Genomic DNA, 25,875 nt, shown 5'->3' with positions numbered 1-25,875 from the left:
ATATAATAGATGTCACGGGTGCAACGTGACGGGTGCTGGAGAGGCCAACCTTCGCTAAACAAACATCACGGCAAGCACACTAAGAATGATTCGCGCATCAGGAGGTTGCTACTTCTTCTTTCCTTTCCCGTGTTCTTTCTCTTTTCCTTCGCTGCTTGCTTCTTCAGCACTGCTTTGGGATTCTTCTGACGTGGAGGTTTCTTGTGAAGGCGTGCCAGCGTCCGTCGTGCCCGCTTCGTCAAGCGGTTTTTCAACAATGACCCGCTCCTCTTTTTTGGAAGGTGCTTTGTCGGCCTTGGCTGCTGTTTCGCCAGCGTCTCCGCCTTTAGCGGCGTCTTGGCCCGCATTCGCTTCCGCGCTCTGTCCGTCAGTTTTTTTCTCTGATGCTTCGCCTTTGTTTTTTCCTCGTCTGGAGAAGAGCGTCGAGAAAAACCCCTTTTTTGCTCCTTCATTTGCTGGGGCGTTTTGATCGTCGGAGCTGTCCTGCAAACTCGTTCCTACGGCTCGTTCAAGTTTTTTGCGAAGACGCTTGAACGACGCGTCAAGGTCTGTCTTGAGGCTTTTTGAGCGCTCATCGAGAAGCTTGAGGACGCTGCCGGTGTGTTTCTCAAAGTCGTTGAACTTGTCCAGGAGCTTGACAAAGTCTTGCTTGAGCGCCCGCTTCTCGACTGCGATGCGCAATTTGTCGAAATCAGTCTCTATGCGCTGAAAGCTTTTTTGGAGGTCCTTCGTGATGTCGTCATATTTTTGGAAGTTCGCAAACTTTTTTTCAACATCGAGGAAGATGCCTTCTATTTTGTCCGAGTGGCGTTCGATGACTGCTTCGACTTTTTTTATTTCTGCCAACTCGTCCTTTACTTCGTTATTGAGGTGGGCAACTTGTTCTACACCTTTGTAGAAGTTCATCTTTTGGCGGAATTCTTTCATCTCGTTTTTGAAGTCATTAATGATGGCGGTCTGGGCGTCGAGAGATGCCTTGAGCGCTTCGATTTTTCCGTCTTGTTTCCTCACTTCAACCATGAGTTTTTCGGGGTGGACACTCTCGACCAGGTCGACCGCTTTCGTCGCGCCAACCTCCACTCTCCCCATCGCTTTGGTGATGTCTGTTATCATGCCGCGAAGCTCCCCAATTTGTTCTGATATGCGAGCGAAGCGGTCTGCGTTTGCTTTGCGGATTTCGCTGAATGACTCCAGCTGCGCCTTGATGCGCGTGATTTCCATGTCTACTTTGGGATTTCCAGAGTCGAAGGAGTCGTCTTTCTTTGACTCCTTCTCATCCCCTGCGGACTGGATCTCCGCTGCTTCGGCGATGATTTCGTCCCTGCTCTTTCCTTTTTTGAAAAGACCCATTGTTTTCAGCGTTGAACGGTTTTGCTTTTGCTTCCGTTATTTCCCTTTATTTCTCTTCCTCAGCGGCCTTGAGCTCCTTTGCTAGTTTTTGCTTTGCCAGCAGCGCTACTTCCTCTTTGATGTTAATAGGCCGTTCCGCTTCGACTTCCTTGAGGTCGTCTCTGGCTTCGTTTATGAGCGACTCCGCCGCGGCAAGGTCGGATGGTGAGAGTGTTGCTTTGGCAATAATGAGGCGTGACTTAGCGAGGCGAAGCGTCACGGCGGGGATAAAGCAGTCTTTTCCTGTCTTGCGAAGGGCGCTAATACTGGCGGAGAGTTCATTAATTGCTTCATTGAGGGTGTCAAGGCGTTTTTCTGCTGATTCTGGAATTTCGGGCTGTAGCTCGTGTTCTATGTGTTGGAGTTTCTTGTCAAAAGAATCCATGATGCTTTCTGCGTGTTTCGCAAGGGCTTGGTGTTCTTCTTCAAGGGAGGGTTGTACATTTGCAGCAGGAGAAGCTTCGCTGTCGTCGGGAGGGTTGGTTGTGTTTCCTTCTTGGAGTGAGGGTGTCGGGGCTGGTTTTTCTTGTTCCTCTTGCTTTGTTGTTGAAGCGCTCGCTTGACGAACGTTCGTTGCTGCCTTCTTTGCCCTCTTCTGCTGTGGCGACTTTTTCTTTGAACGGGCTTTTGACGATCGGGGTGCTGTGCTTTTTTGCATAAGAAAGTTAAGAAGGACTTCGTACATCTTTGTTCTGCTTGTGCAGGACCGAAGAGCGGTGGCGAGTTTGTGTTCGCCGAAGCAGTGTTCGACCCAGTTGGCAAAGTCGTTCTTGTGTTCGTTGACGTGGTGGTTGAATTCGTCCGGGCTGATGCCTCGGATGTGGTCGGCGAGTTCCTTGATGGATTTGAGGTCTTTGCCGCTCCAGAGGTGGAAGAATTTTTCTTTGTCCTTGAGCTCTTTTCCTTTGCGTATGAGCTGCTTTGGCATCTACCCACCCCTTTTTCTTGGCTTGAAGCGTTCTTGTTTTTAAACGTTTGCCTTAGTCTTTCCTGTTTTCTCTGCTTCGCTTTCTTCTTGCTTTTCTTTCCCTGCCACGTCAGAATGTTCTTGCGCGTTCTTGGGAGGTTGTTCGGTGCTTTGCCCGTCTTCTAAAGACTGCTCAGGGGGTGATTGCTTGGCCCGAATGGCTTCTTGGATGTGTTTGACTTTTTCCTCGTGGGCAGCGGCTACGTCTTGAGTGCTTTTCGACGGTCCTTCTTGCCCTTCTTGTCCAGGGCTGTCGTTCTCATTGTGGCTTTCGGCTTGGCCTTCGGCTTCTTTCCCTTCTTCTGCTTGTCCGCCGCCTGCAGGCTTCTCTGTGGTCGTTCCTTGTTTTTCTTCTTTGTTCTTTTCCTGGTTTTCTCCCGTCTTTTGTGCCGGGGCGGCGCCGCTGATCCAAGGCTTCGCTTGGAGCTCTTTGAGCTGGTCTTGGGTGAGTTTCTCGAATTTGCCGTTGTTTTTCTTTACTTCCAAGAGTTTGAGTATGTCTTCTTTGGTGTTAGCAAGGCTGAGGTGATTGGCAAGGTCCACATCTCCGATGACATCCCTCACCCACACGGCAAAGTCGTTTTTTTGGTCGTTGACGTGCTTGGCAAAGTCTTCGTCTTTCATTGCTGCAATTTCATCATAGAGGCTGGCGAGGTTGACGACGAGCATGCCGTTGACGAGGCTGAGTATCTTGTCGGGTGGAACGTCAGTGGTCCACGTGATTTCTTTTTTGCCTTCTCCTTCATCTTTTTGGTCTTCTTTTTTGGCTTTGTCGTGTTCTGCCTTGGCTTTTGCGATTTCAGCTTCGATTTCTTCCTTGGATGCTCTTCGCTTCTCGTACGGCTTGGGTTTTTTGCCGAGTTTTTCCCATTGTTTGTCGATACGGGGGGTGAGCCCGTCAAGGTAGATTTTGACCATGTTGAAATTACCAGTTTTGACTTTGTCCGTTGCGAGTTTGAGTTCGAGTTTGAGGTCGAAGACGTCCACGCCTTCTTTTTCAAGCTGCTCGAGGCTGTAGAGGAGGTTGTCGATTTTGTTGTTGTACTCTTCGTACTGGCTGATTTCTTCGTCGCTGAGACGTTCGGTGCTGTGCAGGAGGGGCCTGAACGCGACGAAGTAGGGCTTTCCGTTGTTGTAGTGCGGGTTTTCTACCATGCCCGACCCGACGGTTGCCTTTACGAGGCTGCGTAGAACGTCTTCGCCGTACTTGACACGGATGCGTTCAAGATCTCCCTCGTCTCTCGTGCGCATTTGAATTTCTGTGTTGATATTTGCCTTGATAGTGCCGACAAAGTCGGAGAGGACTTGTGAGACGAGGATGACCCCAAGACCCCATTTTCGGTATTCGCGGCATGCCCGTTCGATTTGGAGGAATCCTTGCCCGCTGCCGCCGAACTTGGGAAGGAGGCGGTGAACTTCATCGTAGACAAAGCAGATGCGCAGTTCTTTGCTCTCGTCAAAGCCGTAGCGGAAGACTTCTCGTATGCTGTTGGCGACGAAGATGTCCATGTCCTTCGGGTCGAGTTTGTGGCATGCGAAGACTTGTATTTCTCCTGGTTTGATGTATTTTTTGAAGTCGATGATTTCGTAGGGGTCGGTGATTTCCCTAATGTTGCCGCTAAAGGCCCTTGCCTCGTTTTGTTTCATGCCGAACATGCTGTAGAGGCTGAGCATCATTTTGTCGTTGCATTTTCTGAGCATGCCGGTCCACTGTGCCGTGGGGTCGAAGACCATGACGCAGACGTCTTTCTTGAGCATTTCTTCGACGATGACTTGGGCGCTGACGGATTTTCCGCCGCCTGTTGACCCTGCTACGATAGTGTGTGTTTTGAAGGCTTCCAGGTTCATGTAGGTTTTATGGTCTGTTTCGGCTATTTTTCCTACGTAGATGCTGCGCGGTCCTGGCTTGGGGAGGGCATTGTAGTCTACTTTGAGGTGGAACTTCTTTTTTGATTCTTTGAGGTGGTGCCAGTAGAGGAAGCCTCCTGCTGCGAGGACGAGGAAGAAGAAGATGAGCAGCCATTGCCACACGGCCAGTCCGAAGATGATGCGCTGGAGGAACGGGACGTCGATTTTGAAGAGGGCGCTGGTGCTGCTGTAGAGGGAGAGGTACATCGCGTTTGCGCGGAGTATGTACTCTCCTGCTTCCACATCTCGAGGTATTTTGATGGTGTTGTACAGTGTTTGTTGGGTGGTGAGAAACGTGTTTACTTCCTTGGTCCAAATGGTTTTTGTTCCTTCAATGTTTTGGAGCGTGTAGACGATCCTGACAGGGTATGGGCGGTCAATGAGGAGGTTGCGCAGGTGGGTTTGGAATCGTATCTTGTTTGAGGGGTAGAATTTCGTTCCTGGAACGCCGAGCTCCATGATGAGTGCTTCGACGGGGAGTTTGTTCTTATCAAGGATTTCGATTTCGACGGGAATGGTTGCGTTGAAGTCGCCATCGAACTCGAGGGTGCCGTTGTAGATGCCTGGATTTTTGCTGCCGAAGATGGTCGCGATGAGGTAGTCTTCTCCGTTGGGCTCTATTACGCTTTGTGTTTTGTCGAGCGTGACTATGCCTGAAAGGTTGCCTTTAAGCTCGTACGTGACAGTGGCTGTGCTGTCTTTGTAGCTGATGATGCGGATGGTTTCCTGTCTAAACTCTCCCTCCCTCAGTTTTCGCTTTAGTTCTTGGAGGGTGATGATGTAGTCTGTTCCTTCGATGCGTTTTGGTTGTTCAACAATGGGTTGAAAGTTGACCTGGCCGGGTCCTTCGTCCTGCCCAGGACCAACGTCTTGGCCGGTTCCTGCTTCGTCAATGCCTGTTTGGTCTGTCTGGCCCGGGCCGACATTCGTGAAGGGGTTCTCTTCTTGGATGAGGTTGAGGACGATGTTGTGGATGGTGGTGTTGCCGTCGGTAACGGTGACGTTGCCGTAGTAGACTTGATATCCTTCCTTGACGGCGAAGATGGTCCACGTCCCTTCTTTAACGTCGCTGACGTTGTATTCGCCGTTGGCGTTAGTTGCGCTTGACTTGTCCGCGACGTGGACGATGACGTTTTCCAGTCTGTTGCCGTCTTGGTCGGTGACGTTGCCAATGACCGATCCTGTTCCGGTAACGGTGCCGTTCCCTGCTTCTGGGCAGACGTCGTTGGGGTCCGACCAGAAGTACCAGGTGGTGGCTGAGCCGTTGTTCGGGATGGGAACGAGCATTTGGTAGTTGTAGATGCGTCCGTTGAATCCTGTTTGGAAGTCAACTATTTTTGAGACAAGAAAGACTTCGCCGTTCCCGTCGCGCAGTATTCCTGTGGAGAACGTCGCGCTGGGGCTCTCATTTATTTTCATCGTGTACGTTGCCGGGACGGTGAGCGTGGTGGAGCCGAGAGTGACGGTTATGGTTTCCGTGAACGTGCGCGTTCCGGACATGAAGTCTGACGCGTCGTAGCCGAGGAGCGCATCTATTTCGGCAGGGGTTGCGGGGGTGACGGAGGCCAGGTTCATTTGTTCGAGTGGTTTTCTGCTTGCGTAGACTTCGTGCTCGATGTTGTCTTCGAAGCAGTCGAAGATGAGGTTTTCTTCTTCCATTTGGCCTCCTGCAAGGACTTGGCTTTGCGGGTTGTCAAAGCCGACGGCGACGGCGATGCCGTAGATGCCTGCCCAGCGCTCGACTGGAAAGCGTTGTTCAATATTGAGTTGGTAGATGTAGCCTCCCTTTCCTGCATGGGTGGCGACCATGCCGATATAGTTGGCAACGAAGATGATGCCGTGGATTGAGAAGACTACGAGAAGAACGAGGAGGGAGACGTATGCTAGTTTTTTTGCTGGCGTGTCAATCTTCATTGTTTATTCTTGCAACGGCGTTTTTGTTATCGGTCTTTGTCTTACGTCACGTTCTTGAATGTCACGTTCTTGACTGTGTTTGTTGGGCTATGCGTTTTGCAAGTGCGACAACGGTTGGGTAGAGTGCTCTTCTGTCCTCTTCGCTCAGAAGCGAGAAGGTTCCTTGAAGGTGTTTGTAGACATTTTCTGCTTCTCCAACGTTTCCTTGTTTGAGGTTTTGGCGGATGACTTCTGTGAGGGCTATGAAGTGCGCTTTGTTGATGGCGTAGCCGAGCGTTTCGAGGTCGGAGAAGAGTTCGTCTTGTACTGAAGGAGGCAGGGCGGCATATTTTGCTTGGAGTTCGTCGTAGATGGCTTGGGCGTTTTGCACGTCATTGCTGTCAAGATAGTCGTGTGCGTCGTTGAGCAGGACGCGCAGGTAATGGACGTCTCCTCGCTTGGTGACTGCTCCAATGGCGTCTTTTGCGAGTTCGAATCCGTTGTAGATGTAGAAGAGGTAGATGAGAATTGCTACGATGAGGAGTGTTAAGAAACCTGAAGGGGTCAGCGTTCCTCGTGGCAGGAGGGCAAAGCCGGTGACTTTGTTGAGTTCTGTTGAGGTTGGTTCTTTGTAGATGATGGGCTTTATGTCTGCTATGGCATCTTTTTCGACGGTGCCGTCAAGAAGGTAGGAGAAGGTTTGGGGTGTTCCGATTGCGATGACGGGGTCATCTTGGAGGGTGGTGAATTCCTCGTTTGCGTCAAGGTCTTGTGCGCTCTTTGCAACGCTCTTGGGGATGAAGAGGAGGACTGTGCTCTCTTCGGTGGTGTTGTCATAGGAAAAGTCATGGCGGACGATGGTGGCTGTTCGGAACGACCCGTCCGTGAATCCGAGTTCGACGTGGTAGAGTGAGGTGGCGAAGGTGAAGCTTTGCTGATGGCTCAGAAGGGCTTCTTGTTTTGCTGCTAGGTTTCTTTTTGTTTCTTGTTCTTCTTCGTCGGCGTTTGTATAGCTGCTTTGGTAGTTGTTTTTCTGCTTTTCTTGGAGCTCAATCGCTTTCGAAACGAGTTCTTTGAGTTCCTCTTGTTTGGGGTACGTGCTGAATTTTTTGGAGGAAATATATTTTATCTGGACGGGTGTTTCTCGGTAGGCGCGAGCGATAGCGTCCCTGAATTCTGCTCGTTTTGCTTCTTGTTCTTGCGGGGTGAGGTCTCTTCGGTACTTGATGTCGTTAATGTCTCGCTTGGCTCGTTGCATTATTTTGATGGCGTCTTTGATGCGGCGCTCAAGGTTCATCGCCTCTGCTGCTTGGCGGGCGTTTCCTGAGAGTGCGTGCAGGGAGGAGAGTGCTTGTTCGAATCGGAAGATTTTGTCTGAGATTTCCGTGTCTTGAGTGGTTGGTTGGAGGGTGTACTCTTTTGTTGAGGCGGTCTGGGTTTCTTGTTTTGTGGGTGGAAGTTCTTCTTCCTGTGCGGTGAGGGTTACCGTCCTGGGTGCTGTCGTGAGGAGGTTTCCTTCTGCGTCGGTGCATTCTATTTTCCACTGCCACGTGCCCGGGGCGGGGTTGAAGGGGAGTGAGTGGTTGCCTTCGTTGGTGATGGTGATGTTTGCTCCTGCTTCAAGCCATGCTGAACCGTTGGGTGCCGCCCAGAGTGTGCACGTCATGGGGAAGGACCCTGACGCTAGAAATGAAACGGCTTCGAGTTGGGAGGTTTGCTCGTCTTGTGCAGGAGAGAGTGCTGTTACTCGTGCTTCCTTGCGCGGTTCAAGCTCGACGGTGATAGTGCCGCTCTTATCGACCAGGATTTCTTCTGAGTGGTAGCGGTACCCGTCTTTGAGGACGCCAAGGTCTTGGAGGCCCGAAGGAAGCGAGAGTGTCGCTCTTCCGTCCGTTCCTGTTCGCTGTTCTTGGTCGTCTACGCTGACGGTCGCGTCGTTGATTGGTTGGCCGGTTTCCTTGTCTTTTACAATGAACGTTACGTCGTAGGTTGCGACGACGTTGAGGGAGAGGGTTGTTGTTTTGCTGTTTCCTTCCTCGTCGGTTGCGTTGACGGTGATGTTGTGATAGCCCGGCGTGGTGAATGTTGCTTGAACTTCGCGTCCTTCTTTGAGGGTGTTGTCTGGGAATCGCCAGGTGAACGTGTAGTCGCCAATACCTCCTGTTGCTTCCGCTTCGAGGTTTGTTTGCTTGTTCACTCTCGGGTCGTTTTTTGCTCGCGCCGTGACAGTGATGGTGTTTTGGACCGTGTATGTAATCGTGGCGAGTTTCGTGTCGCCTTGAGGGGTGGTGAGGAGGCCTTCGATGAAGTATGCTCCTTCTTTTTTCGTGTAGGGGATGGTTTCCTGGGCTGGATATGTTTGCTCTTGGACGGTGATTGTCGGGTAGCATTGGACGAATCCTGTTTTGTCCGGGCACGTGTCAAGCGTTACCGTGCTTGCGTCCGGGGCGGTGATGGTGAGGAGGAGGGGTTCTCCAAGGTCGACGACGTTTTTTGCGATGGTGAGCGTGAATGGTTTTTCTTGTGGAGGAGGGGTGTACATGAACGAAGCGGGAGGGGTGGTTGCGGTGTTGTTTGCTTGGTCGGTGCACGTGACGCGCCAGGTGTGGTTGCCTGGTTGGAGTGTAGGAAATGTGGTTGTGTACGGTTTTTCGTTTGGGGCGGTGATGTCTTTTTGGCGTAGGGTTTCGTCGATGCGAACTTCGCAGATGAGGGTAGTAGAGTAGTTATCGGCTGGTGTGAAGGTGAAGTTTGCGGCTGAGACGGTTGCATTGTTAAGCGGGGTGTTCTGTTCGATGGTTGGAGGCGTGTTATCTGTTGTGAAGGTTTCGGTAGTGCTGTGTTCTTGTGTCGTGCCGTTCGTGCAGGTCACGTTCCAGGTGTGCTTGCCGTCTGCCAGGTCTGGTACGGTGAATGTGTTGAAGGCGTTGTTTTCGAGTGCCGTTTCTGTGGTCGGCGTGCCGTCGAGGTTGAGTGTGCAAGAGGTGGCTTCTGGAAGAGCAAGGTAGTACTCGAGCGTGTGGGGATTGCCGCTGGTGAGTTGGCCGCCGATGGGTTTAACGAGGTCGACGACCGCTGTGGTGGGAAGTGCTGTGATGAGCAGGGTGAGGGCTGCTACCGCTAGCGCTGCTTGAAGTTTTGCTTGCTTGGTTTTTGTCAAGGAGCGGTTGTTCCGTTTCTTGGTGATGATGTGGTTCACGTGGTTCATCGTGTTTCTGTTGTTGTTTCTATCGTTGTTTCTGTCGTTAGCAGTTCTTGCTCTTGCGTTCCTCCTTCGTTTTGGAGTGTTTGCTTCTGTGCTCGTCTCGCTCGTCTTTCTTGTTCGAGGCGGGCTATGATTGCTTTCATGGTGTTGATGAGCTCGTCTGTTTCGTTCGTCTCTGCTGGTTGGGTTGTTCTCGGCCTTGCTTTCTGCCTTGTCGGTGCGTGTTGATCATTGCAGCTTGGCGTTGTTGTCAAGCTCGTGAAAGAAGAGGTTGCTGGAAACGAGTTGGCGAGGTAGGCTGCTGCGCGTTCCCTGATGAGGTTGCGCATGAGTTCTGAGAGGTCTTTGTAGTGGTGTTCTGGCGCGAGTTCTAGAAGCTTGGCGTGGAGGGTTTCCGGCATGCGGACGGTGACAATAAAGCTCATGCGGTATCACCTCCTTGCCGGGGCGTTGAGAATTGCAGGCGACGAAGGTTTTGCGGTTTGGTACTTGCTGCTTGGACGTATTCTCGGGAGAATTGCCTGATTGCTTCTGAGCGTGACGGGAAGAAGCCGTAAAGCACGAGTTGGTCGAGAAGGTTGAGCAATTCGGGAGTGAGGCGGATGTTGAGAATTCTCTGTGCCGTTATGCGCCTTTTCTGGCTGTTTCTTGCCTTCCCGCTTCTTGCGGTTGTAACGGCGTCCGGGCTTGTTCTGGGTTGTTGCTGTTGTCTTGGTCGCTGCATACGTAGTCAACTCTGTCGTCACGCGTCGTCGGGTGGTCGAATGTTGTTAATTGGAGTTGTTGGTTGGAGTTGTTTGTCGTCAGTTGTGTTTATGCATTCCGTGTTGAAGGTTTTGTGTTCCGTGCAATATCATTCGTGTGCTTTTGCTATCCGGCTTTTACCATCGGGTTTTGTGATGCCACTGCACACGAGTGTACGTATTCGTATAGTAAGATACTTGTAAGACAACTATTTAAATGTTTCGGTCGCCGACTCACGAGCAAGGCCTCGCAGTCTCGCCCTCTCTCAGCCCCGTCCTGTTCAAGCAAAAAAAAACTGCTCTGAAGCCATGAGATCAAGCAGGAGTGGCGCAAACCGCACACCACTCACGCCAAACTTTAAAAAGAGAAGTGACATCCCGCCTGCTATGCAGGTAAAAACAATAGTACTCGCGGCTGTGGTCATTATCGCACTGGGCGCGGGAGCGATCTTGCTCCGCGGAGTGAGTTCTCCGACTGGCTCTGTGACGAAGGGAACGCAAGAGCTAGATTCTTTTGCCAAGTGTCTCTCAGACAGCGGTGCGAAGATGTATGGCGCTTACTGGTGCCCGCATTGTAAGGAGCAAAAAGAGATGTTCGGCAAGAGCTTTGAACTCATCAACTACGTAGAATGCGCACTGCCAGGCGGGCAGGGGCAGAGCAGCCTTTGCCAAGCAGCAGGGATTGAAGGATACCCTACGTGGGTGTTCGGAAATGGTGAGCGCAGGGCTGGACGTTTGAGCTTTGAAACCTTGGCTGATTTGAGCGGTTGCGAGTTGCCTTAGCGCGACGCCCTTATTAGACGCGAGATCAGGATGAGCGGCTTGTTACAACGCGGGGAGAGCGGTATTGCTGAGTGCTGAGGACGTGCTGGAACGAAGAGGTGCCAGTCAGGCGCCGTCCCCGATACGTTTTTAAACCTTGCAGGATTAATTCTCGTGTATGACTTTGAAGAAGAGTTATGAGGCGATTCAGAAGCGGTTCGGCCTTCCTCCTTTTGAAGACGTTGATGACGCGTTTTCTCTTTCCAGCCTCGACACGGATGTTCTCACAGTAAAGGAAATTGGCCAGCGCGTTATTGAACGCTTAGGCGAGTTTGCTCGAACCATTGAAGACCTCCTCCATCCCGACGGAGGACGGTTTGCGTACTTGATGGAGAGTAATGCGTTCTCTGATGAGGACCGCAAGAACTTGTTCGTCTTGTATCGCAAGCTGATGCTGAAGACGAGGCAGTGGATGGTGCTAGATTTGGAAGGTGACGAGCAGCGACAGGGGGCTTTCTTGCGAGAATTGTTTAAAGATTGGAAGACGATTCGTTCGCGCCTGATGGCAATGGGCAAGCAGCTCTGCGAAGTTTGGGAGAAAGATTCGCTTTCCAAGGCAGACCTTGAGTACCTCGGGTGAGCGAGTGCAAAAGGCAGTGCAAACGTCAAGGGTGCGAGTGGTGAAAGAGAACAAGAAGGGTTAAGAGGTGATTGCATGGGAAGTGCGAAGAAAGTGCGACTCGCTGTTGTGGGGCCGCAAGGAAGTGGAAAAGGAACACAGGCGAGGCTGCTCTCTAAGAAGCTGGGCATTCCTCACGTTTCTATGGGGCAGCTTCTTCGCGACGAAGTAAAGCGAGGCTCCCCCTTGGGCAAAGAGATTGCACGCTACATCAATAACGGCAACTTAGCGCCGGAGAGCATAACGGATCAAATCATCGCAAATCTTCTTGAGCGCTACGAGTCCTTCATTCTTGACGGCTACCCTCGCACCAGGCATCAGGCGGAGTTGCTTGCGTCCTTGACGGTGCTTGACGCGCTCATCCTTATCGACATCAGTGATGGTGTCGCGGTCGAAAGAATTGCTTCGCGAAGGGTGTGCCCGGTGTGCCATCGAGAGTACAACCTCAAATTTGCGCCGCCGAAGACGGAAGGCGTGTGCGATGATGACGGGGCCGCGTTGGTGCAACGGGACGATGACAAGCCAGAAGCAATACGTAGAAGGCTCGAAATTTATCACAAAGACAGCGAAGAGGTCCTTGGTGTTTTCAAAAGCATCCTGATCAAGATAAATGGTGAGCAGCCAATTGAACGCGTTCATGAAGACATCCTTCGGGCATTACACTTCCAAGAATAACTGTCTAATGAGCATGGTCGCGTAGCTCCCCTTTGGAAGTGTGAAAGAAATTCTTTTCGCGAATGCTCCTGAGAAGTAAGGGTCAGGTTGGGATGGTTCTTGCGAGAACGACGTTACTGGTGCGAGGATGGAGCGAAGGCTTCCTTCTATGCTAAGGTTGGCGAGCTGTGGGATGATGAAATCCCTTGGTGAAATTCCTTCTTCTGCAAGGAGTTCATCAAGGAGGGTTTGAGCTTGAAGGGGTATTTTTTCTCGAAGGGAGGCGAGATCAAATCCGGGGAGGGGAAGAAGGACGTTGGCGAGCTCGCGCACTTTTTTGTGGTCGCCTGAGGAGTTTTTAGCGAGGATGTGCTGCGGGAAGAGAAGCGTGCCAAGACTGTAGGGATCCTCGTGGAGGCGGAAGCCTTTTTTCTGAAGGTATCTTGCCGTGAGTTCGTTGAACAAATAGGACGGGTATGCGTGAAGAAAAATGCGTAAAACCTGCTTGGGAAGAACGCTGAGTGCGCCGGTGTAGTCCTTAGGCGACGCTTGTAACCTGCGGTGCAGAGCGCTGCGATATCGGGGGTTGTTGCGCATGATGAGTTCGCAGGCTTCTTGCCATTCTTTTCGGATGAGGGATCTGCCGATGCGTGCATTGAGATGGGAGAATCGTTGTTCGTCGAAGTAGTTGACGAGGTACGCGGGAGGCGTGAAGGTAAGGGGCTTGTCGAGGTTGCGGAGGGTTATGCTGAACGCGTTTCCTGCAAGGTCTCCGAGGGTGAGTGGTTTGTTCAGAAAGCCTTGGGGCGTGATGGTAACGCCAGGAATTGTGAGTGGAGGAAGCGTTGTTACGCCCCGTATGGTGATGTACTGCGTCGTGATGGCGCGTTTATCCTTCAGCCCGGCGATGCCAATCGCTTTGCGAGGAAGGCGTAGTTGCTTTGCAAGCTCGGCAAGTACGTCTTCGGTTTCTTTGTTCTCTTTGGTGAGCTCTGCTAAGAGGTAGCTTCCTTCTTCGAGCGGGGTTCTTGCCGGGGGGAGGGGAATTTCTTTGACGATGAAGTCTTGTGGAACGTGTTTGAGCAGGTAGGGCTGGTTTTTTGTCGTGCTCGGGTGTTCTGCCTTGTTCCTTGTGGGTGGTTTGTTCGTCTTGTCCATTGTTGCGTTGATGGTCGTGCGGCTCGGGAGGTGCGAGGCGGGATTGTGTTCGGTTGGTCGGTGGGTGATTCGTTGACAAGAGAGGGGGCTGAGTAAAGATTTAAAAATCAATGGTGTTTGCGGCAGGGCGTGGCGGGCCTGTAGCGCAGCCTGGATAGCGCAACTGCCTCCTAAGCAGTAGGTCGTGGGTTCGAACCAGCGAGACGCCAAAAAGAAGCAAAAAGGGTTGTCTGAGCATTTTGCTTGCTTTACGACCCGTGCAGCTTGTGCGAGAACGTGGCGAAAGTCCCACCAGGCCCGCTTTTTCTTTTGCTTCTTTTGTTCTCTTTATTCTTTCATCTCTTTGAGCGAGATTGAACTAGGGAATGGAACATAGAGGCAGAACTGCTTGGTGAGAAAGCACCAGTGAAGAACAGAACGCGTTATGCCACCCGCGTGCTATGCCACCTTATCCTTCGTTGTTTCTTGCGTTGTTCCTCGCGCGGCGTTTTCTTGTTCAACGTGCGGTGGAAGGTAGGTGGAAGGCTGTGCGCGCTGGGCAACGAGGAGTGAGAGCGCATCAATGGCGTTCCTGTTCTCTTGGACAAGTCGAGCAATGTCGTCCGGTTTTCGCCAGGTGTCTTCGGACCAGTAACGAGGTACTTCTTGGTTGGCTTGCTCGTAGCAGCGTGCTTGCACGTCAGGTGTTAAGCCATCACCGGGGGAGCCGAAGCTGCCTCCTTGATGTTCTGCTACTGCTCGATCAAGGGCGTTAAAGAACTGCGTTGCTGTTCGTTCGTCCTGTTCTCGCTCTCGGATCATGTTTTCGGTGATGATGTCTTCAACACAGGAATCTATCCTGGATTGGACTGCTGCGTCCCGTTTCTCGCACCATCTCATGGACAAAAGAAATTGCTCGAATGCGTGGTAGGAGGGAAAGAAGTAGGGTGCTTCGTGACCTTGTATAAAGAGTGAAACATTGCACGTGGAGAGAATTGTGGCGTATTGCTCCATCACTTGCCAGTCGTCTTCAGCCGGTACGTCGTTGGTGAGGAGGTCGCTGCTTTGGTAGTGCATGGGTTGTCGCCGCTCGAAACCACCCCTTCCAGTAAGGGGCTTTTCCTGTGTGTTACTTGAAAGGTTTGATGGGCGGGTTCTTGTCCTTGGTCCTTTGCTTTCCTATTTCTTTCCTGTCCCTTCCTGCCCTTTGTACTCATTACGGGCTCTGGCAAGGTTCGTTGCGTGGGCTGAATCGGCAGTACTCTTATTTAAACTTTGCTGTTCTTGGCGAGGTGGAATGAGTCAATGGTAGAAGGAATCAATGTTGCCGCCTGCGAGCTCCTTTGAGGAGGGTGTTTGCTTTTTGTGTGAAGATGGTGGGAAGATTGCTGAAGCGCTTGGTTGGGGATGCTTGCTTTCCGAAGATGAATGCGTTTCCTTCCTTAATTGCTTCAAGGAACGCGCTTGGTGTCGTTCCTTTCGTCGCGGTCACGGCCTTTCCAAGCCAAGAGAGGACGTGGGCGTCGCTTCCTCCCGTGCAAACTTTTCCTTCCTGCACTGCCCAGCCAAGCGAGGCCAGATTTGCTTTGACGGATTGGGTTTGGTTGAGAACTTCAATAGCGTCTATGCTTGCCAGGGCGTCTTGGTTGTTGAGCTGTGAGAAATAAGCATGAGCGTTTTTTGGGCGGGTGGCGAAGGGGTGGGGGATGCTTATGAGACAGTCGTACTGTCTGGCTTCGTCGATAATTGTTGTGAGGGGGAGTTTGGTTGTGGAAAACAAGGCGCGCTCTTGCCGCTTGAGGTTCGGCGCGATGATTGTTTGGTAGAAGTGTTCGAGTGCCCGGGGGGTGTTGAAGTAGATGAGGAGGTCTTTTCGTTCTTTGCTGGTGACTTCAATGCCGGGTATGATGAAGAGGTCGTCGTGGGTGGACAGTTCCATTGCGCCGCCTATGACGTTGTGGTCGGTGATGGCGGCTCCGATGTTTAGTTCGCGGAGCTTTTTTGCAATAGCCTCTGGTTTCGTTGCGCAGTCGTGCGAGTATGCCGTGTGGACGTGCATGTCCACGAGCGTGTATTCTTTCCTTAGTGTTGCAAGGTCGGGTTCGAAGGGGGTGACAACTCTGTTCATAATGCCCTGTTCATAGTGCCGTTATTAATTCTGCTAGTTGTTCAATATAGTTGTTCAATACACTGCCTTAGTACTGGTGCTTCTTTTTTGTTGTTGCTTGTTTATTCTTAAAAGGGATGGGGTCGGGGTCGTGTTCTGTCCAGGAGCTCAGGGCTTGCACGTCCGAGCCCGCCGAGTGCCGCCGAGTGTTTTTTTACAGGGTGTTTTTTAATGGATGCCTGTCTTTGTTTTAAGCTTTTTGCAGGCCTGCGAGTTCGAAAACGGTGAGTGCTTTCGTCCGCTTTTCTTGCACGGTTTTGTGCGATCCAAGGTCGGGGGCGGGGGTGATAACGCGGTAATCCAGCGAAATCAATAAATAGGAGTTGCCTGCTTCTCTCTTTTGTTGGGGGTGGTTCGTGCATGGACTATAATCCGTATAAGTTGTACGCGAGGGACGAGGAGCTTTCTTCTGAGATTGCCCAGAACGCTGCTCGGGCGAAGAGCGGCGCCGCGCTACGCATTTGGAAACAAGCGATGAAGCTGGGCGTGGGGCTTTGCTCGCTTTCAAAGGACCAGATTGAACGTTTCGTGACGTATCTTTGTGAAGAGTACGGTTTGACTGAGGAAGAGGGGAGGGAGATGGTCAAGGTGATGCTTGAGCACTCCAAGGCGCGTGCTCAAGAGCTTCGCAACGTCGTCGAAGAGCACACAAGAGCTGTTCGTGAGGAGATTCATAACGTGTACCGCGCCAAGATCGCTGAGTTAGAGGCGAAGGTTCAGAAGTTGAAAAAAGAGTCCGGCAGACACGATCAATTGAAAGAGAAGGTGCAAAAGGCCGTCGCTGAGGCAAAAAAGGCGGCGAGTGAGGCGAAGAAGCGTGCGAGCATGGAGGCCAAGCGGGCGATGGAGCACGCGAAAAAGATGAGTGCGCAGGTGAAGTTACAAGTTGAGCGACTCAGGAAGCAGAAGCGTGGCGGAGCTCGGGCGGAGAAGAAAACAAAGGCGTCCAGGGCTGCGCGTGGTGCTGCAAAGAAGAAGCCAAAGAAGAAGCCTGTTGGAAAGAAGAAAACAGCTCAGAAGAAGACTGGCAAAAAAGCTATCACGAGGAAAACGGTGGCGAAGAAGAAGGCTGCAAGAGCAAAATCAGCGAGGAGTTCGAAGAAGAGCAGTGGGAAGCGCCGGGTTGAAAAGAAGGGTGGAGCGAGGCGGAAGCGGTAAAACAGGTTTCTGCGGCGTTGCCTTCGTTGTCAGAGTGCTTGAAAGCGCTTATGTTTTGTGCTTTTTGAGGAGTTCCATGACGGTTTTGCCGTCAGCTTTCCCTCTGAGTTCTTTCATGATAATGCCCATGAGTGCCCCGATGGGCGCGTTGGGATTTTCTTGCATGACTCGTTTGACCGTGCCTTCAATGGCTGCTTCGCTGATGGGCTCGTACAATGACCAATGAATTGCTTCTCCTCTGGCTTGGCGCTCTTGAATTTCCATGACGCTGCTTGGTGTAATGGTTCTTGATTGAAGGCGTGAGAGGAGTGCGGGAGCGTGGCGGTGAACGTTGTATTCGAGGCCCAGCTTTCGGCGCAGTTCCTTCGGGTTTTTCACGATGATGGCAGCGATGAGCTTGGGGTCGACAGCGTTGTAGGTTTTGACGTACTCTTCAAAGGGCAGGTTCTTGTTGATAATGTCTTTGACGAGGTCGGGGGGGATGCCGTATTTTGTTTTGAGTTCTTCTGCGATGTCGTCGAGGAGTCGGGGGATGAGCACGTCATCGTGGTTGACTTCGATGGGGGGGTGGTCTGTTTCGGGGTACATCCTGTCCGCTCCCGGCATGGGCCGTAAGTAGGAGGTAGTCATGTCTGGTTCTGCTTTACGAACGTGGGAGGCGAGGTTTTCTTTCTTTGCAACTGCGTCTTGCTGTCTTTGTATTTCGAAGGCAAGGATGGCCGGGATGCTGCGCAGGTCTTGGAAGCCTTTTATTTCAACACGGGGGTGGTTTTTTGTGCTGACGTTGATGTCTTGGCGAATGCTTCCAATGCCGCGTTTGCACGCTCCTGTGCTGCGCAGAATCATGCCGAGCTTTGCAGCAACAATTTGGCATTGTTCGGGCGAGGTGATGTCCGGCCCGGTTGCGATTTCAATGAGGGGGATGCCGAGGCGGGAGAGATTGTACGTGTCTTGCTCCTTGGTTCGCTCTACTACTTGGCAGGCTTCCTCTTCAAGACAGACGGTCGGGATGGTGATTGTTGCGCCGTCTACGTTGAGCGTGCCATTGACCCCGACAAGTATTGTTCGTTGAAATCCTGAGACGTTACTGCCGTCGACGACAACCTTGCGCATGACTTGCAGAGACGGAATGATGGTGCAGGAGAGGAGTTTTGCAACTTGGAGGGCTGTGATGAGCACTTCTCTGTTGATGGGGTGTATGGGTTCTTCATCAAGTTCAACGAGGCAGGTGGTGTCTTGGTATCCTTGGTAGAGAAATGTTTTTTGCTTTGCCTGTTCAAAGCTCGCTGCGGCATCTACAGCGCCGCTCTCTCCTGCGGAGGCGCGCAGCCGCCTGACGATGGTGAAGTGTGGCTCATCTTTGCGAATGATGGTAGGGCAAGGGCAGAAGAGTTTTTTTCCTTCTAGTTGCTGGTGGATTTCAATGCCGCAGCGGAAATTGACCGCTTCGTAGTTGATGGATTTGCGGTTGGCGATCTGGTTGTTTGTAGTCATTGAGTGTTGCCTTGAAAGAAGAAACCAGGATTTTAAAAAGATGTCGCAGGCAAATCTTTCTTTTCGTTGTTGATGGCGGTTTTAGCTCCCTCTTTCTCGCGTTTCTCTCCTTGGCAGCGGCTGCGTGTTAGCAGAGATATCGTGTTAGCAGAGCTGTTGTTGATCGTCATGTGTTCGTGTTTGCTGCTTGGCGGTGCTCTGGTCGATGGCGTTGTTAGCTTCTGCGCTAGAGGTGCTTTGCGTAGTGCTGTGCAGCGCGAACGAGGGTGTGCTCATCACCCCTCGTTCCCGCAAGGGATACAGCGTGAGCGCCTATTTTGCACAAGAGACGGCGCTGCTGTTCTTTTTCGTGTTGGTCTTGAATGATGGCGAGTATTTCAGGGAGGGTGAGAAGGGTTGCGGTTCGTTCTGCGATGTGGAGCGTTGCTGCTTCACTCACGGCGGCGAGGTAGGGGTGGTGAAGGCCGAGTTCGTAGTAGGTTTGTGCCCCCTTAAGCACGGTTTCCTTCCTGAGCTGGGTGGTATAGTTTTTTGCTGCTGGTTCAAGAACTCGTCTGGTAAAGAAATCTTGCGACAGCGTCCCGTTTTGGGGAAAGAAGCGGGAGGAGAGGTCGCGGGAGATGACGCTTGCAATGAAGAATCCGCTTTGGAATCGTTCTTGATAGGTCTTGACGGTTTGGTAGACGTCTTCGCTTGAAAGAAGCTTTGCTATGAGAACTGTGCGCTGTAGGTTGTGATCGTTTTCAAAGGAGGAGAGGAGGGGGTAGAGTAGTTCCGTTGCGCAGGACAGGTGTTGGTATGTCTCGAACGTTGAGAGGAACACGGGTAGTGTTTCTTCAGGAACGTTTTGTTTGGTGAGGTATGTTTTGAGGTATTCTGTGTTTCGTGTTTGCTCTGCGAGGTGCAGGGCTTTCACATCAATTGTTTGGGAAGCGTTCTGGTCCGTTGGGGCGTTGCGGGAGTTTCCTTCGAGTCCGAGCCCTTCTTCCTCGCATGATTCAACTAGCCTTTCAAGGCGTTGGTCGTTCTCAGAAGGCGTGCGTGGTATGTTTGGATCGTTTTTGTTGCGTTCGTTCATGGTGCGTTGACGTTTGGCTCGTGATCGTCGGTACGTTCTTTTGTTTTTTTTCTAAAGTGGTAACGAAGGAGATGCAACCGTTTCTTTTAAGTTTTATGATTGGAATGTGATGAATACGGAGTATGACTGTGGGCTTCTTGCATCACGTGCGTGGGATTGAGGTGAAAGGCGTTACGAAGGGGTGTTTGGGAAAAAGGGGCTTGGGAAAACTTTTTAAGAAGACGCGGAGTTGAGGGCCGCAACCATGACTGCTGCGGTGTTTGAGTGTAGTATTGAGCGAGTGGAGCAGGTCGGGGACGAAGTGAAGCTGTTCTTCTTGACCAAGCCCGAAGGGTTTTCTTTCACCCCGGGCCAGTTTTGCATACTTTCTTTTGACGAATCGTTCGCGGAGTCTCGAGCGTATTCTCTCGCATCGATTCCGAGCGATGCGTTCTTACTGTTTGGGGTGAAGCGGCACGGCGAGTTTTCCTCGCGTCTTCACGCCATGAAAGAAGGAGCGCGTTTGTTCGTAAAGGGGCCGTTCGGCACGTATACGCTGAAGCGGGCGAAGACGAAGGACCTCGCGTTTCTTGCCGGGGGTGTTGGCGTCACACCCTTCTTGGGGATGATTCGTCAGGCGCTCGAGGAAGGGAGGGAGGGCAGGCTATTGCTCATCTACTCAGTGAGGACTCCGCATGAGATCGTTCAAAAAGAAATGATTGATAGCCTTGCCAAAAAGGGCGCAGAGGACGGGCAAGGACCGTTTCGTGTTGTGTATGTGTTTACAAGAGAGGCTCCTTCAGGAGAGCCTGTTGGTCGCTTAGACATTGACCGCTTGAGAGAGGTCGTCTCTGGTTTTACTCTTGCCGAGACGAGTTTTTTCGTGTGCGGCCCAAAACCGTTCATTGCGAGCTGCAAGGAGATGTTGAGCACGCTCGGGACGCCTCCTGAGCACATCATTATTGAGTCTTGGGGATGAATCCACAAGGATTCACAAGGGCGGCATCAAAGGACATGGCGCGCACCCCTTAACGGTTTCGGGCTTGTTCTCGACGAGGAAGAGCTGCGTTCTCGAGCATTCTAAAGCAAAATCTTATAAATTCTGTTGCCATCCCGCCGCGAGTATGGAAGAGCTCAAATTCAAGGTTGCCGAGGCGATTCAGGATGATATTAATAAGGGGATTGTGCGTATTGATTCGAGTTTTATGCGCCAGTTGGGCGTGCGTCCCGGCACGATTGTGAAAGTGAGGGGTGAGCGTGAAACGGTCGGTATTGTTGAGCGGGCGTTGCCGGGAGATATGGGCCTGAACATTATCAGGATGGACGGCTTGACGCGGCGCAATGCAAAGACGACGATCGGGGAATTCGTCGTCGTCAAGCCGACTGAGGTGAAGGAAGCCAAGAAGGTGACTATCGCGCCTGCAAGAAAAGGCATCTTGGTGAGGGTGAATCCTGAAATTATCAAGAACGCCTTGCTTGGCAGGGCCATGGTGAAAGGCGACATAGTATCCCTCGGCGGGCGAAGGCGGCGGAGCTTGGCGGGCGCCACGTTCTTTGGGGATTTGTTCAGTAACATGGAAGAGAGTATGCTCTCGTTCGGGCTGGGTGATTTGAAGCTCATGGTCGTGGATACCCAGCCAGCCAAGGAGCCTGTGTTGATCACGGAGCAAACGCAAGTCGTGTTCAATCCTGAAGCAGTGGAGCTCAAGGAAGAGACTCGTATTGACATTAGTTATGAGGATATTGGCGGGCTTGATGAGGAGCTGCGAAAAGTGCGGGAGATGGTTGAGCTGCCTCTGAAGCATCCTGAAATTTTCGAGCAGCTCGGGATAGAGCCGCCAAAGGGGGTGCTCCTGCACGGCCCGCCCGGGACAGGGAAGACCTTGCTTGCCAAGGCGGTGGCGAACGAGACGGATGCTAACTTCATTCTTATCAACGGGCCGGAGATCATGAGCAAGTACTACGGCCAATCGGAAGAGAACCTGCGCAAGAAGTTTGAGGAGGCTGAGAAGAACGCGCCAAGCATTATCTTCATTGACGAAATTGACGCGATTGCGACGAAGCGGGAAGAGTCCCGCGGTGAAGTAGAGCGTCGCGTGGTGGCTCAGCTTTTGGCCGTGATGGACGGGCTTAAGAGCAGGGGGAAGGTCATTGTCATCGCTGCAACGAATATTCCGAACGCTCTTGATCCTGCGCTTCGCAGGCCTGGCCGTTTTGACCGCGAGATTGAGATTGGGGTGCCGAATGAGGAAGGAAGACTGAACATCTTGAAAATTCATACAAGGGCGATGCCGATTCAGCCCAATTACGATCCGAGGACGGTGAAGAGTTTGCTTCGCAGAGAGGCTGAGCGGCTCAAGCAAGAGTTGGCAAACTTGGAGAAGGACTTAAAGTTCAGCGAGGCAGACATTCGGTTGGTTGAGAAGGAGAAGACAAGCTTGGAAGAGGAAATTGCGAAAGTACGTGCTGTAAAAGACGAGTCAGATAAGCCCGGATTCGCCAGCAAGATCGCGATGCGTCTCGAGCTGCTCTCATCTCAACTGAAGAAGAAGGAGGAGTTGTTGCAGCGGGTTCGCGGAAGGGCTGAGGAGAAGCTCAAGTACTTGCGTAGCGTTGAGAAGAAAGCTCAGGCTGTAGAGGAGTTGCGCAAGATTGAGGGCGAGTTTACTGACGCGGAGACGACGAAACGGCGCATTCAGGGCTTGAGTATTTTGGATATGAAGGTCATTAATGAATCCTTGCTCGCCTTGATTAAGGAGGCAGTGGCCAAGCGGTTGACGAGCAGTGACTTTGAGGAGTGCCAAACGCTCAAGGCGTTCAGCGAGGAGTTGAGCAAGCGCGAGGAGGACGCTGACTCTCGCGTGAGCGTTATCAAAGAGGTTTTGAAGGAATTGGACGTTGACTTAGAAAGCTTTTCTTTGACAAAGAAGAACGTAGGGAGCATCCTCCCCCGCGTCTCCCTTGTTGACACGAGCCTTGCGAGGTATTTGGAGTTGCAGGTGAAGCGTGCAAGGTCTGACGAGGAGTTGAGTGACTTGCTCTTTGCCAAGAGTATTGATAAACAGCTCAAGGACATGATTAACGAACTCTTGAAGGAGAATTTGCTCTTGAACATCGCACGCGTGACGCACGGGTTTGTCGGTGCTGATCTGAGCGCGCTGGCGAAGGAGTCGGCAATGAATGTTCTTCGCAAAGTCATGTCTGAGTTCCGCGAGGATGCTCCGGTGAGTGATGAGGATCTTGCCAAGATCCGTATTGAAGAGGCGGATTTTCATGACGCTCTCAAAGTAGTTCGTCCTTCTGCAATGCGCGAGGTTCTCGTGGAGATTCCTGACGTGAGTTGGGACGACGTCGGCGGGATGGAGGCGGTGAAGCAAGAGCTTCGCGAGTCGGTTGAGTGGCCGCTTCGGCACAAGGACTCGTTTCTGCGCTTAGGGGTGCGCCCGCCACGTGGTGTGCTTCTCTACGGCCCGCCCGGGACGGGGAAGACCTTGCTTGCCAAGGCGGTGGCGAACGAGACGGAGTCTAACTTCATCCTGGTCAAGGGGCCTGAGGTGCTCAGCAAGTGGGTTGGCGAGTCTGAAAAGGCCGTTCGGAAGGTGTTTGAGAAGGCGAGGCAGATGGCGCCAAGCATTATCTTTTTTGATGAGCTTGACGCGCTCGCGCCGAGAAGAGGGGGCGGCCTCGGTGATTCGAACGTGACCGAGCGGGTGGTTAATCAGCTCTTGACCGAGATGGACGGCCTTCAAGAGCTCATTGATGTTGTCATTGTCGCTGCGACGAACAGGCCTGACATGGTAGACCCCGCTCTCCTGCGTCCCGGCCGGTTCGATCGTATCATTCTCGCGTCCGTCCCTGATAAGAAGACGAGAAAGGCCATCTTCAAGGTGCATACCAAGCGCATGCCGTTGGCAAAGGATGTTGATATTGATGCGCTGGTTGAGAAGACAGAAGGGTATGTTGGCGCGGACATTGAGGCAGTGTGTCGAGAGGCGGCTATGCTCGCGCTCCGCCATGCTGAGATGGGGAAAAAGACCGCCAAGGAGATCGGGATGCAGTTCTTCTTGGAGGCTTTGAAGAAGGTGCGTCCTTCGGTGACAAAGCAGATTGAAGAGTCGTATGCAGAGTTTGAAGAGCATTTCCGTCAAGTGAGAGGCGCTGAGATGAAGGATAAACCCGCGTATTACGGGTAAGGGCTTGTTAGGGCACGTTGTTTTACGGTGCTACGGTGGTGCAAGGCTCGCACCTTCGTCTTGGCGGGCTTGAACGCTGAAGGCGGCTTTTTAGATGAAAGGTTGTGAAGGCAACGAATGGGGGTGGAGCAACAATGGGAAGGAAGATGAAGTTCTTGGCTGGATTGGCTGCAGCGGGGGCTGCTATTGCCGGCGCGTTGTTTTTGAAAAAGAAGGAAGAAGAGCAAGAAGAGGCACGAGTGCTTGAGAAGCAAATGAGCAGCGGTTCTGTTCGGGTGACAAGGGCGGCTCGCCCCTCGAAGAAGAAAACGAAGAAGAGCGCTCAGAAGCGTGCTCCTCGAAAGAACGCCGGTGGTGTGAAAAAGCGGTCTGTTCCGAAGAAGGCGCGAACCGGGCGAAGTAGTGCCAGGCGCGGTGCAAGGAAGAAGGCTGGCCGCGTGTCATCACGGAATGAGAGGAAGAACTAGAGGAGTCGTTGATGATGGGGACGGTTGGTTTGTGGAGTGTGGAGCGAGGTGTTTGCTTATGAATGTTGGTCAGGTCATTGCGTTCTCATACCAAGGGGTTCGTTTTGAAGGGCGCGTGGTGAACGTCCAGGACGGCGTTGTTGTGGTGAAGTTGGAGAATGGGTACAACATTGGCGTTCCTCAAAAGGACCTGCAAGGTGTTGAAGTGTTGCAAGACGTGAAGACGGGTAAGGACGTGCCTGGGGAGGAAGGCGGAGGAAGGGATGGTGAAGGAGCTCTCCCTGCGCGAGGGGCTGGGAAGAACGCGTCTGCTGCAACGCCTTCTGTTCGTATTGTGCATACGGGCGGGACGATTGCGTGCAGGGTTGATTACGCCACTGGTGCCGTCATCGCGAGTTTCTCGCCTGAGGAGCTCTTGGACTTATTTCCTGAACTTGGCAAGCTCGCCACGCTTTCCGCCGTGCAGGTGATGAATACGCAATCGGAGTTCATGCGTTTCTCGGATTACAACCGTCTTGCTCGCGGGGTGGAGCGCGCTGTGCAGGACGGGGTGGACGGCGTCGTGATCACGCACGGGACTGACACGATGCATTTCACTGCCGCCGCGCTCGCCTTTGCTCTGGAGGGGTTGCCCATCCCCGTCGTCTTGGTGGGAAGCCAGCGCAGTGCAGATCGCGGCTCATCCGATAATTACGTGAACTTGACAGGAGCGCTCACGTTCATCAAAGCAGCAAAGGCGGCAAAGATTGCTCCGGGCGTGTACGTCGCAATGCACGCAGGCATTGACGACCGGCTCGTTGCGGTGCACAAAGGCGTTCGTGCACGTAAGATGCACACGTCGCGAAGGGACGCGTTTCGTAGTATTAATGACCGGCCGGTCGCGTTGGTTGATCCGGAGGAGGGACGGATTGAGTGGGTTGCCAAGCCAAGCGGTGTCGAGAAGAAACAAAGTTCGTTCCGCCTCGTGCTGTTCCGGGAAGACGTGAAGGTTGGGCTTTTGAGGACGCGGCCCGGCATGTTCGCCGAGGAGTTTTCTGTGTTTGAGTCTTTTGACGGCCTCATCGTGGAGGGTTCCGGGTTGGGGCACGCGCCCATTGGCGGAGGGTTGGAGAATGAGCGCATCAAGGAAGCACTAGGGCGGCTTGCGCAGAAGATGCCCGTTGTGATGACGAGCCAGTGCGTGTATGGCAGGGTGAACTTGCGGGTGTACTCACCGGGGCGGGAGCTTCTGAAAATGGGGTTGTTAGGCGACGGGCTTGACATGACCTCTGAGTGCGCCTACGTCAAGCTCGCGTGGCTCTTGTCGTGGTGTCAGAAGAGGGAGGATGTTGTTCGCCTCTTTGGTTCTTGCTTGCGTGGGGAGTTTTCTGAGCGAAGTCAGGAAGACGAGTTCGAGAACGTGTTCGAGCCGCGGAGTTCGTCCGGGGCTGAAAAACTAAAGAAAGGAAGCTAAAAAAAAGAAGGTTGGTTGGGCTTGTTTTATTTTTTCGTTGCTTTTTTTGCTTTCGCAACGCTCTTTTTCTTGGAAGCGCCCTTCGGAGACGGTGCTTGTGTTTCTTTGAGCTCAACACTGGGCAGCCTCACGGGCGGGGGGAGGCCGAGATCCTTGCTGAGCGTGAGCGCTTGGACGCTGCACCTGCTCAGGATATTATTAAGAACAGGTTTCGCAAAGTCCTTGCCAATCTGCCGCTTTTCTCTCCAGAGGTCAAGCATGTCTTTTGCGTCCTTGGCAGGGAGGAGGAGGATGAGATCGCCGTCGAGGCTGATGTGGCCGAGGCCGGGTTGGTATGCTGTTGAGAAGTGGAATTTTACTCTGACGCTCTTTTGTTTCGGGTCGAGGTTGATGCTTGCCTCTTCAATATCGCGAAGGGAAACGTTGGTGTTGATGTTTACTTTTCCTGCAGTGTTCGTCTTTCGCTCTGCGAGGACTTTGGTAAAGTTGAATCCGACCACGGAAGCCATGGGGTATCACCTGTTTTTTTGGTTTTTTGCTAATTTTTTT

Annotated in this window: 20 protein-coding genes and 1 tRNA gene; 9 read left to right on the top strand and 12 right to left on the bottom strand. The window is 52.4% G+C overall.

Annotated features, from left to right (window positions below):
- Nucleotides 1-108: 108 nt before the first annotated feature.
- The 6 genes from D6783_01505 to D6783_01480 all read right to left on the bottom strand — a co-directional run bounded on the left by D6783_01505 (nucleotide 109) and on the right by D6783_01480 (nucleotide 10,086).
- Nucleotides 109-1,350 carry a hypothetical protein gene (locus D6783_01505; protein ID RME53637.1) on the bottom strand — a complete coding sequence of 414 codons (1,242 nt, stop codon included), beginning with the start codon at nucleotides 1,348-1,350 and terminating at the stop codon, nucleotides 109-111.
- 46 nt (nucleotides 1,351-1,396) lie between these two features.
- Nucleotides 1,397-2,317, bottom strand: coding sequence for a hypothetical protein (locus D6783_01500; GenBank protein ID RME53636.1), 921 nt, complete (start codon nucleotides 2,315-2,317; stop codon nucleotides 1,397-1,399).
- 39 nt (nucleotides 2,318-2,356) lie between these two features.
- The gene (locus D6783_01495; protein RME53635.1) at nucleotides 2,357-6,178 is read right to left on the bottom strand and encodes a DUF87 domain-containing protein; all 3,822 of its coding nucleotides are present in this window, start codon (nucleotides 6,176-6,178) and stop codon (nucleotides 2,357-2,359) included.
- 61 nt (nucleotides 6,179-6,239) lie between these two features.
- The gene (locus D6783_01490) at nucleotides 6,240-9,365 is read right to left on the bottom strand and encodes a PKD domain-containing protein (GenBank protein RME53634.1); all 3,126 of its coding nucleotides are present in this window, start codon (nucleotides 9,363-9,365) and stop codon (nucleotides 6,240-6,242) included.
- Nucleotides 9,362-9,787: a hypothetical protein gene (locus D6783_01485; GenBank protein ID RME53633.1), complete on the bottom strand. Its 426-nt coding sequence runs from the start codon at nucleotides 9,785-9,787 to the stop codon at nucleotides 9,362-9,364. The genes D6783_01490 and D6783_01485 overlap by 4 nt, the downstream gene beginning before the upstream one ends.
- The gene (locus D6783_01480; protein RME53632.1) at nucleotides 9,784-10,086 is read right to left on the bottom strand and encodes a hypothetical protein; all 303 of its coding nucleotides are present in this window, start codon (nucleotides 10,084-10,086) and stop codon (nucleotides 9,784-9,786) included. Before D6783_01480 ends, D6783_01485 begins: the two co-directional genes overlap by 4 nt.
- 328 nt (nucleotides 10,087-10,414) lie before the next feature.
- Here D6783_01480 and D6783_01475 point away from each other — a divergent pair, with 328 nt between their 5' ends.
- From D6783_01475 to D6783_01465, 3 genes are all read left to right on the top strand, one after another.
- Complete coding sequence (locus D6783_01475) at nucleotides 10,415-10,888, top strand: hypothetical protein (GenBank protein RME53631.1); 474 nt, start codon at nucleotides 10,415-10,417, stop codon at nucleotides 10,886-10,888.
- A gap of 157 nt (nucleotides 10,889-11,045) precedes the next feature.
- Nucleotides 11,046-11,507, top strand: coding sequence for a hypothetical protein (locus D6783_01470; protein ID RME53630.1), 462 nt, complete (start codon nucleotides 11,046-11,048; stop codon nucleotides 11,505-11,507).
- Nucleotides 11,508-11,582: 75 nt separating this feature from the next.
- Nucleotides 11,583-12,221, top strand: a complete 639-nt coding sequence (locus tag D6783_01465; GenBank protein RME53629.1) for a nucleoside monophosphate kinase — start codon at nucleotides 11,583-11,585, stop codon at nucleotides 12,219-12,221.
- On the opposite strand, the gene truD is transcribed toward D6783_01465, so the two are convergent.
- A complete protein-coding gene (gene truD, locus D6783_01460) occupies nucleotides 12,204-13,358 on the bottom strand; it encodes a tRNA pseudouridine(13) synthase TruD (GenBank protein RME53628.1) in 1,155 nt (384 codons plus the stop codon). The two genes, D6783_01465 and truD, sit on opposite strands and share 18 nt — an antisense overlap.
- Before the next feature lie 135 nt (nucleotides 13,359-13,493).
- Here truD and D6783_01455 point away from each other — a divergent pair.
- Nucleotides 13,494-13,567: transfer RNA gene (locus D6783_01455), tRNA-Arg, on the top strand.
- Between the two features lie 229 nt (nucleotides 13,568-13,796).
- Here D6783_01455 and D6783_01450 read toward each other — a convergent pair.
- Both D6783_01450 and D6783_01445 read right to left on the bottom strand, forming a co-directional pair.
- The gene (locus D6783_01450) at nucleotides 13,797-14,414 is read right to left on the bottom strand and encodes a hypothetical protein (protein ID RME53627.1); all 618 of its coding nucleotides are present in this window, start codon (nucleotides 14,412-14,414) and stop codon (nucleotides 13,797-13,799) included.
- A gap of 241 nt (nucleotides 14,415-14,655) precedes the next feature.
- Nucleotides 14,656-15,465: a PHP domain-containing protein gene (locus D6783_01445; GenBank protein RME53626.1), complete on the bottom strand. Its 810-nt coding sequence runs from the start codon at nucleotides 15,463-15,465 to the stop codon at nucleotides 14,656-14,658.
- Nucleotides 15,466-15,864: 399 nt separating this feature from the next.
- Between D6783_01445 and D6783_01440 the strand changes: the two genes are divergently transcribed.
- Nucleotides 15,865-16,662, top strand: a complete 798-nt coding sequence (locus D6783_01440) for a hypothetical protein (protein RME53625.1) — start codon at nucleotides 15,865-15,867, stop codon at nucleotides 16,660-16,662.
- Nucleotides 16,663-16,710: 48 nt separating this feature from the next.
- Here D6783_01440 and gatE read toward each other — a convergent pair whose 3' ends face one another.
- On the bottom strand, nucleotides 16,711-18,156 hold the full coding sequence (gatE, locus tag D6783_01435; protein RME53624.1) for a Glu-tRNA(Gln) amidotransferase GatDE subunit E: 1,446 nt from the start codon (nucleotides 18,154-18,156) through the stop codon (nucleotides 16,711-16,713).
- A gap of 226 nt (nucleotides 18,157-18,382) precedes the next feature.
- Nucleotides 18,383-19,234 carry a hypothetical protein gene (locus D6783_01430; protein ID RME53623.1) on the bottom strand — a complete coding sequence of 284 codons (852 nt, stop codon included), beginning with the start codon at nucleotides 19,232-19,234 and terminating at the stop codon, nucleotides 18,383-18,385.
- A 244-nt stretch (nucleotides 19,235-19,478) separates the two neighbouring features.
- Here D6783_01430 and D6783_01425 point away from each other — a divergent pair, with 244 nt between their 5' ends.
- The 4 genes from D6783_01425 to D6783_01410 all read left to right on the top strand — a co-directional run bounded on the left by D6783_01425 (nucleotide 19,479) and on the right by D6783_01410 (nucleotide 25,326).
- Nucleotides 19,479-20,192 (top strand): FAD-dependent oxidoreductase, encoded by a 714-nt coding sequence (locus tag D6783_01425; GenBank protein ID RME53622.1) that lies wholly within the window; start codon nucleotides 19,479-19,481, stop codon nucleotides 20,190-20,192.
- Nucleotides 20,193-20,337: 145 nt separating this feature from the next.
- Nucleotides 20,338-23,406 carry an AAA family ATPase gene (locus D6783_01420; protein ID RME53621.1) on the top strand — a complete coding sequence of 1,023 codons (3,069 nt, stop codon included), beginning with the start codon at nucleotides 20,338-20,340 and terminating at the stop codon, nucleotides 23,404-23,406.
- A gap of 104 nt (nucleotides 23,407-23,510) precedes the next feature.
- The gene (locus tag D6783_01415) at nucleotides 23,511-23,873 is read left to right on the top strand and encodes a hypothetical protein (GenBank protein ID RME53620.1); all 363 of its coding nucleotides are present in this window, start codon (nucleotides 23,511-23,513) and stop codon (nucleotides 23,871-23,873) included.
- Nucleotides 23,857-25,326: a Glu-tRNA(Gln) amidotransferase GatDE subunit D gene (locus D6783_01410; GenBank protein ID RME53619.1), complete on the top strand. Its 1,470-nt coding sequence runs from the start codon at nucleotides 23,857-23,859 to the stop codon at nucleotides 25,324-25,326. The genes D6783_01415 and D6783_01410 overlap by 17 nt, the downstream gene beginning before the upstream one ends.
- Before the next feature lie 26 nt (nucleotides 25,327-25,352).
- On the opposite strand, the gene D6783_01405 is transcribed toward D6783_01410, so the two are convergent.
- On the bottom strand, nucleotides 25,353-25,835 hold the full coding sequence (locus tag D6783_01405) for a hypothetical protein (GenBank protein RME53618.1): 483 nt from the start codon (nucleotides 25,833-25,835) through the stop codon (nucleotides 25,353-25,355).
- Nucleotides 25,836-25,875 lie beyond the last annotated feature (40 nt).

The sequence above is a fragment of the Candidatus Woesearchaeota archaeon genome (assembly GCA_003694805.1).
In the GTDB taxonomy this organism is placed as follows: Archaea; Nanobdellota; Nanobdellia; order Woesearchaeales; family J110; genus J110.
Note: the sequence above shows the minus strand (reverse complement) of the source record. Positions and strands in the feature narration are given on the sequence as shown.

What these genes read in the sequence shown, in the direction of transcription:
- D6783_01505 (RME53637.1), bottom strand. Translation starts at nt 1,350, where the DNA reads ATGGGTCTTTTCAAAAAAGGAAAGAGCAGGGACGAAATCATCGCCGAA.
- D6783_01500 (RME53636.1), bottom strand. Translation starts at nt 2,317, where the DNA reads ATGCCAAAGCAGCTCATACGCAAAGGAAAAGAGCTCAAGGACAAAGAA.
- D6783_01495 (RME53635.1), bottom strand. Translation starts at nt 6,178, where the DNA reads ATGAAGATTGACACGCCAGCAAAAAAACTAGCATACGTCTCCCTCCTC.
- D6783_01490 (RME53634.1), bottom strand. Translation starts at nt 9,365, where the DNA reads ATGAACCACGTGAACCACATCATCACCAAGAAACGGAACAACCGCTCC.
- D6783_01485 (RME53633.1), bottom strand. Translation starts at nt 9,787, where the DNA reads ATGAGCTTTATTGTCACCGTCCGCATGCCGGAAACCCTCCACGCCAAG.
- D6783_01480 (RME53632.1), bottom strand. Translation starts at nt 10,086, where the DNA reads ATGCAGCGACCAAGACAACAGCAACAACCCAGAACAAGCCCGGACGCC.
- D6783_01475 (RME53631.1), top strand. Translation starts at nt 10,415, where the DNA reads ATGAGATCAAGCAGGAGTGGCGCAAACCGCACACCACTCACGCCAAAC.
- D6783_01470 (RME53630.1), top strand. Translation starts at nt 11,046, where the DNA reads ATGACTTTGAAGAAGAGTTATGAGGCGATTCAGAAGCGGTTCGGCCTT.
- D6783_01465 (RME53629.1), top strand. Translation starts at nt 11,583, where the DNA reads ATGGGAAGTGCGAAGAAAGTGCGACTCGCTGTTGTGGGGCCGCAAGGA.
- truD (RME53628.1), bottom strand. Translation starts at nt 13,358, where the DNA reads ATGGACAAGACGAACAAACCACCCACAAGGAACAAGGCAGAACACCCG.
- D6783_01450 (RME53627.1), bottom strand. Translation starts at nt 14,414, where the DNA reads ATGCACTACCAAAGCAGCGACCTCCTCACCAACGACGTACCGGCTGAA.
- D6783_01445 (RME53626.1), bottom strand. Translation starts at nt 15,465, where the DNA reads ATGAACAGAGTTGTCACCCCCTTCGAACCCGACCTTGCAACACTAAGG.
- D6783_01440 (RME53625.1), top strand. Translation starts at nt 15,865, where the DNA reads ATGGACTATAATCCGTATAAGTTGTACGCGAGGGACGAGGAGCTTTCT.
- gatE (RME53624.1), bottom strand. Translation starts at nt 18,156, where the DNA reads ATGACTACAAACAACCAGATCGCCAACCGCAAATCCATCAACTACGAA.
- D6783_01430 (RME53623.1), bottom strand. Translation starts at nt 19,234, where the DNA reads ATGAACGAACGCAACAAAAACGATCCAAACATACCACGCACGCCTTCT.
- D6783_01425 (RME53622.1), top strand. Translation starts at nt 19,479, where the DNA reads ATGACTGCTGCGGTGTTTGAGTGTAGTATTGAGCGAGTGGAGCAGGTC.
- D6783_01420 (RME53621.1), top strand. Translation starts at nt 20,338, where the DNA reads ATGGAAGAGCTCAAATTCAAGGTTGCCGAGGCGATTCAGGATGATATT.
- D6783_01410 (RME53619.1), top strand. Translation starts at nt 23,857, where the DNA reads ATGAGAGGAAGAACTAGAGGAGTCGTTGATGATGGGGACGGTTGGTTT.
- D6783_01405 (RME53618.1), bottom strand. Translation starts at nt 25,835, where the DNA reads ATGGCTTCCGTGGTCGGATTCAACTTTACCAAAGTCCTCGCAGAGCGA.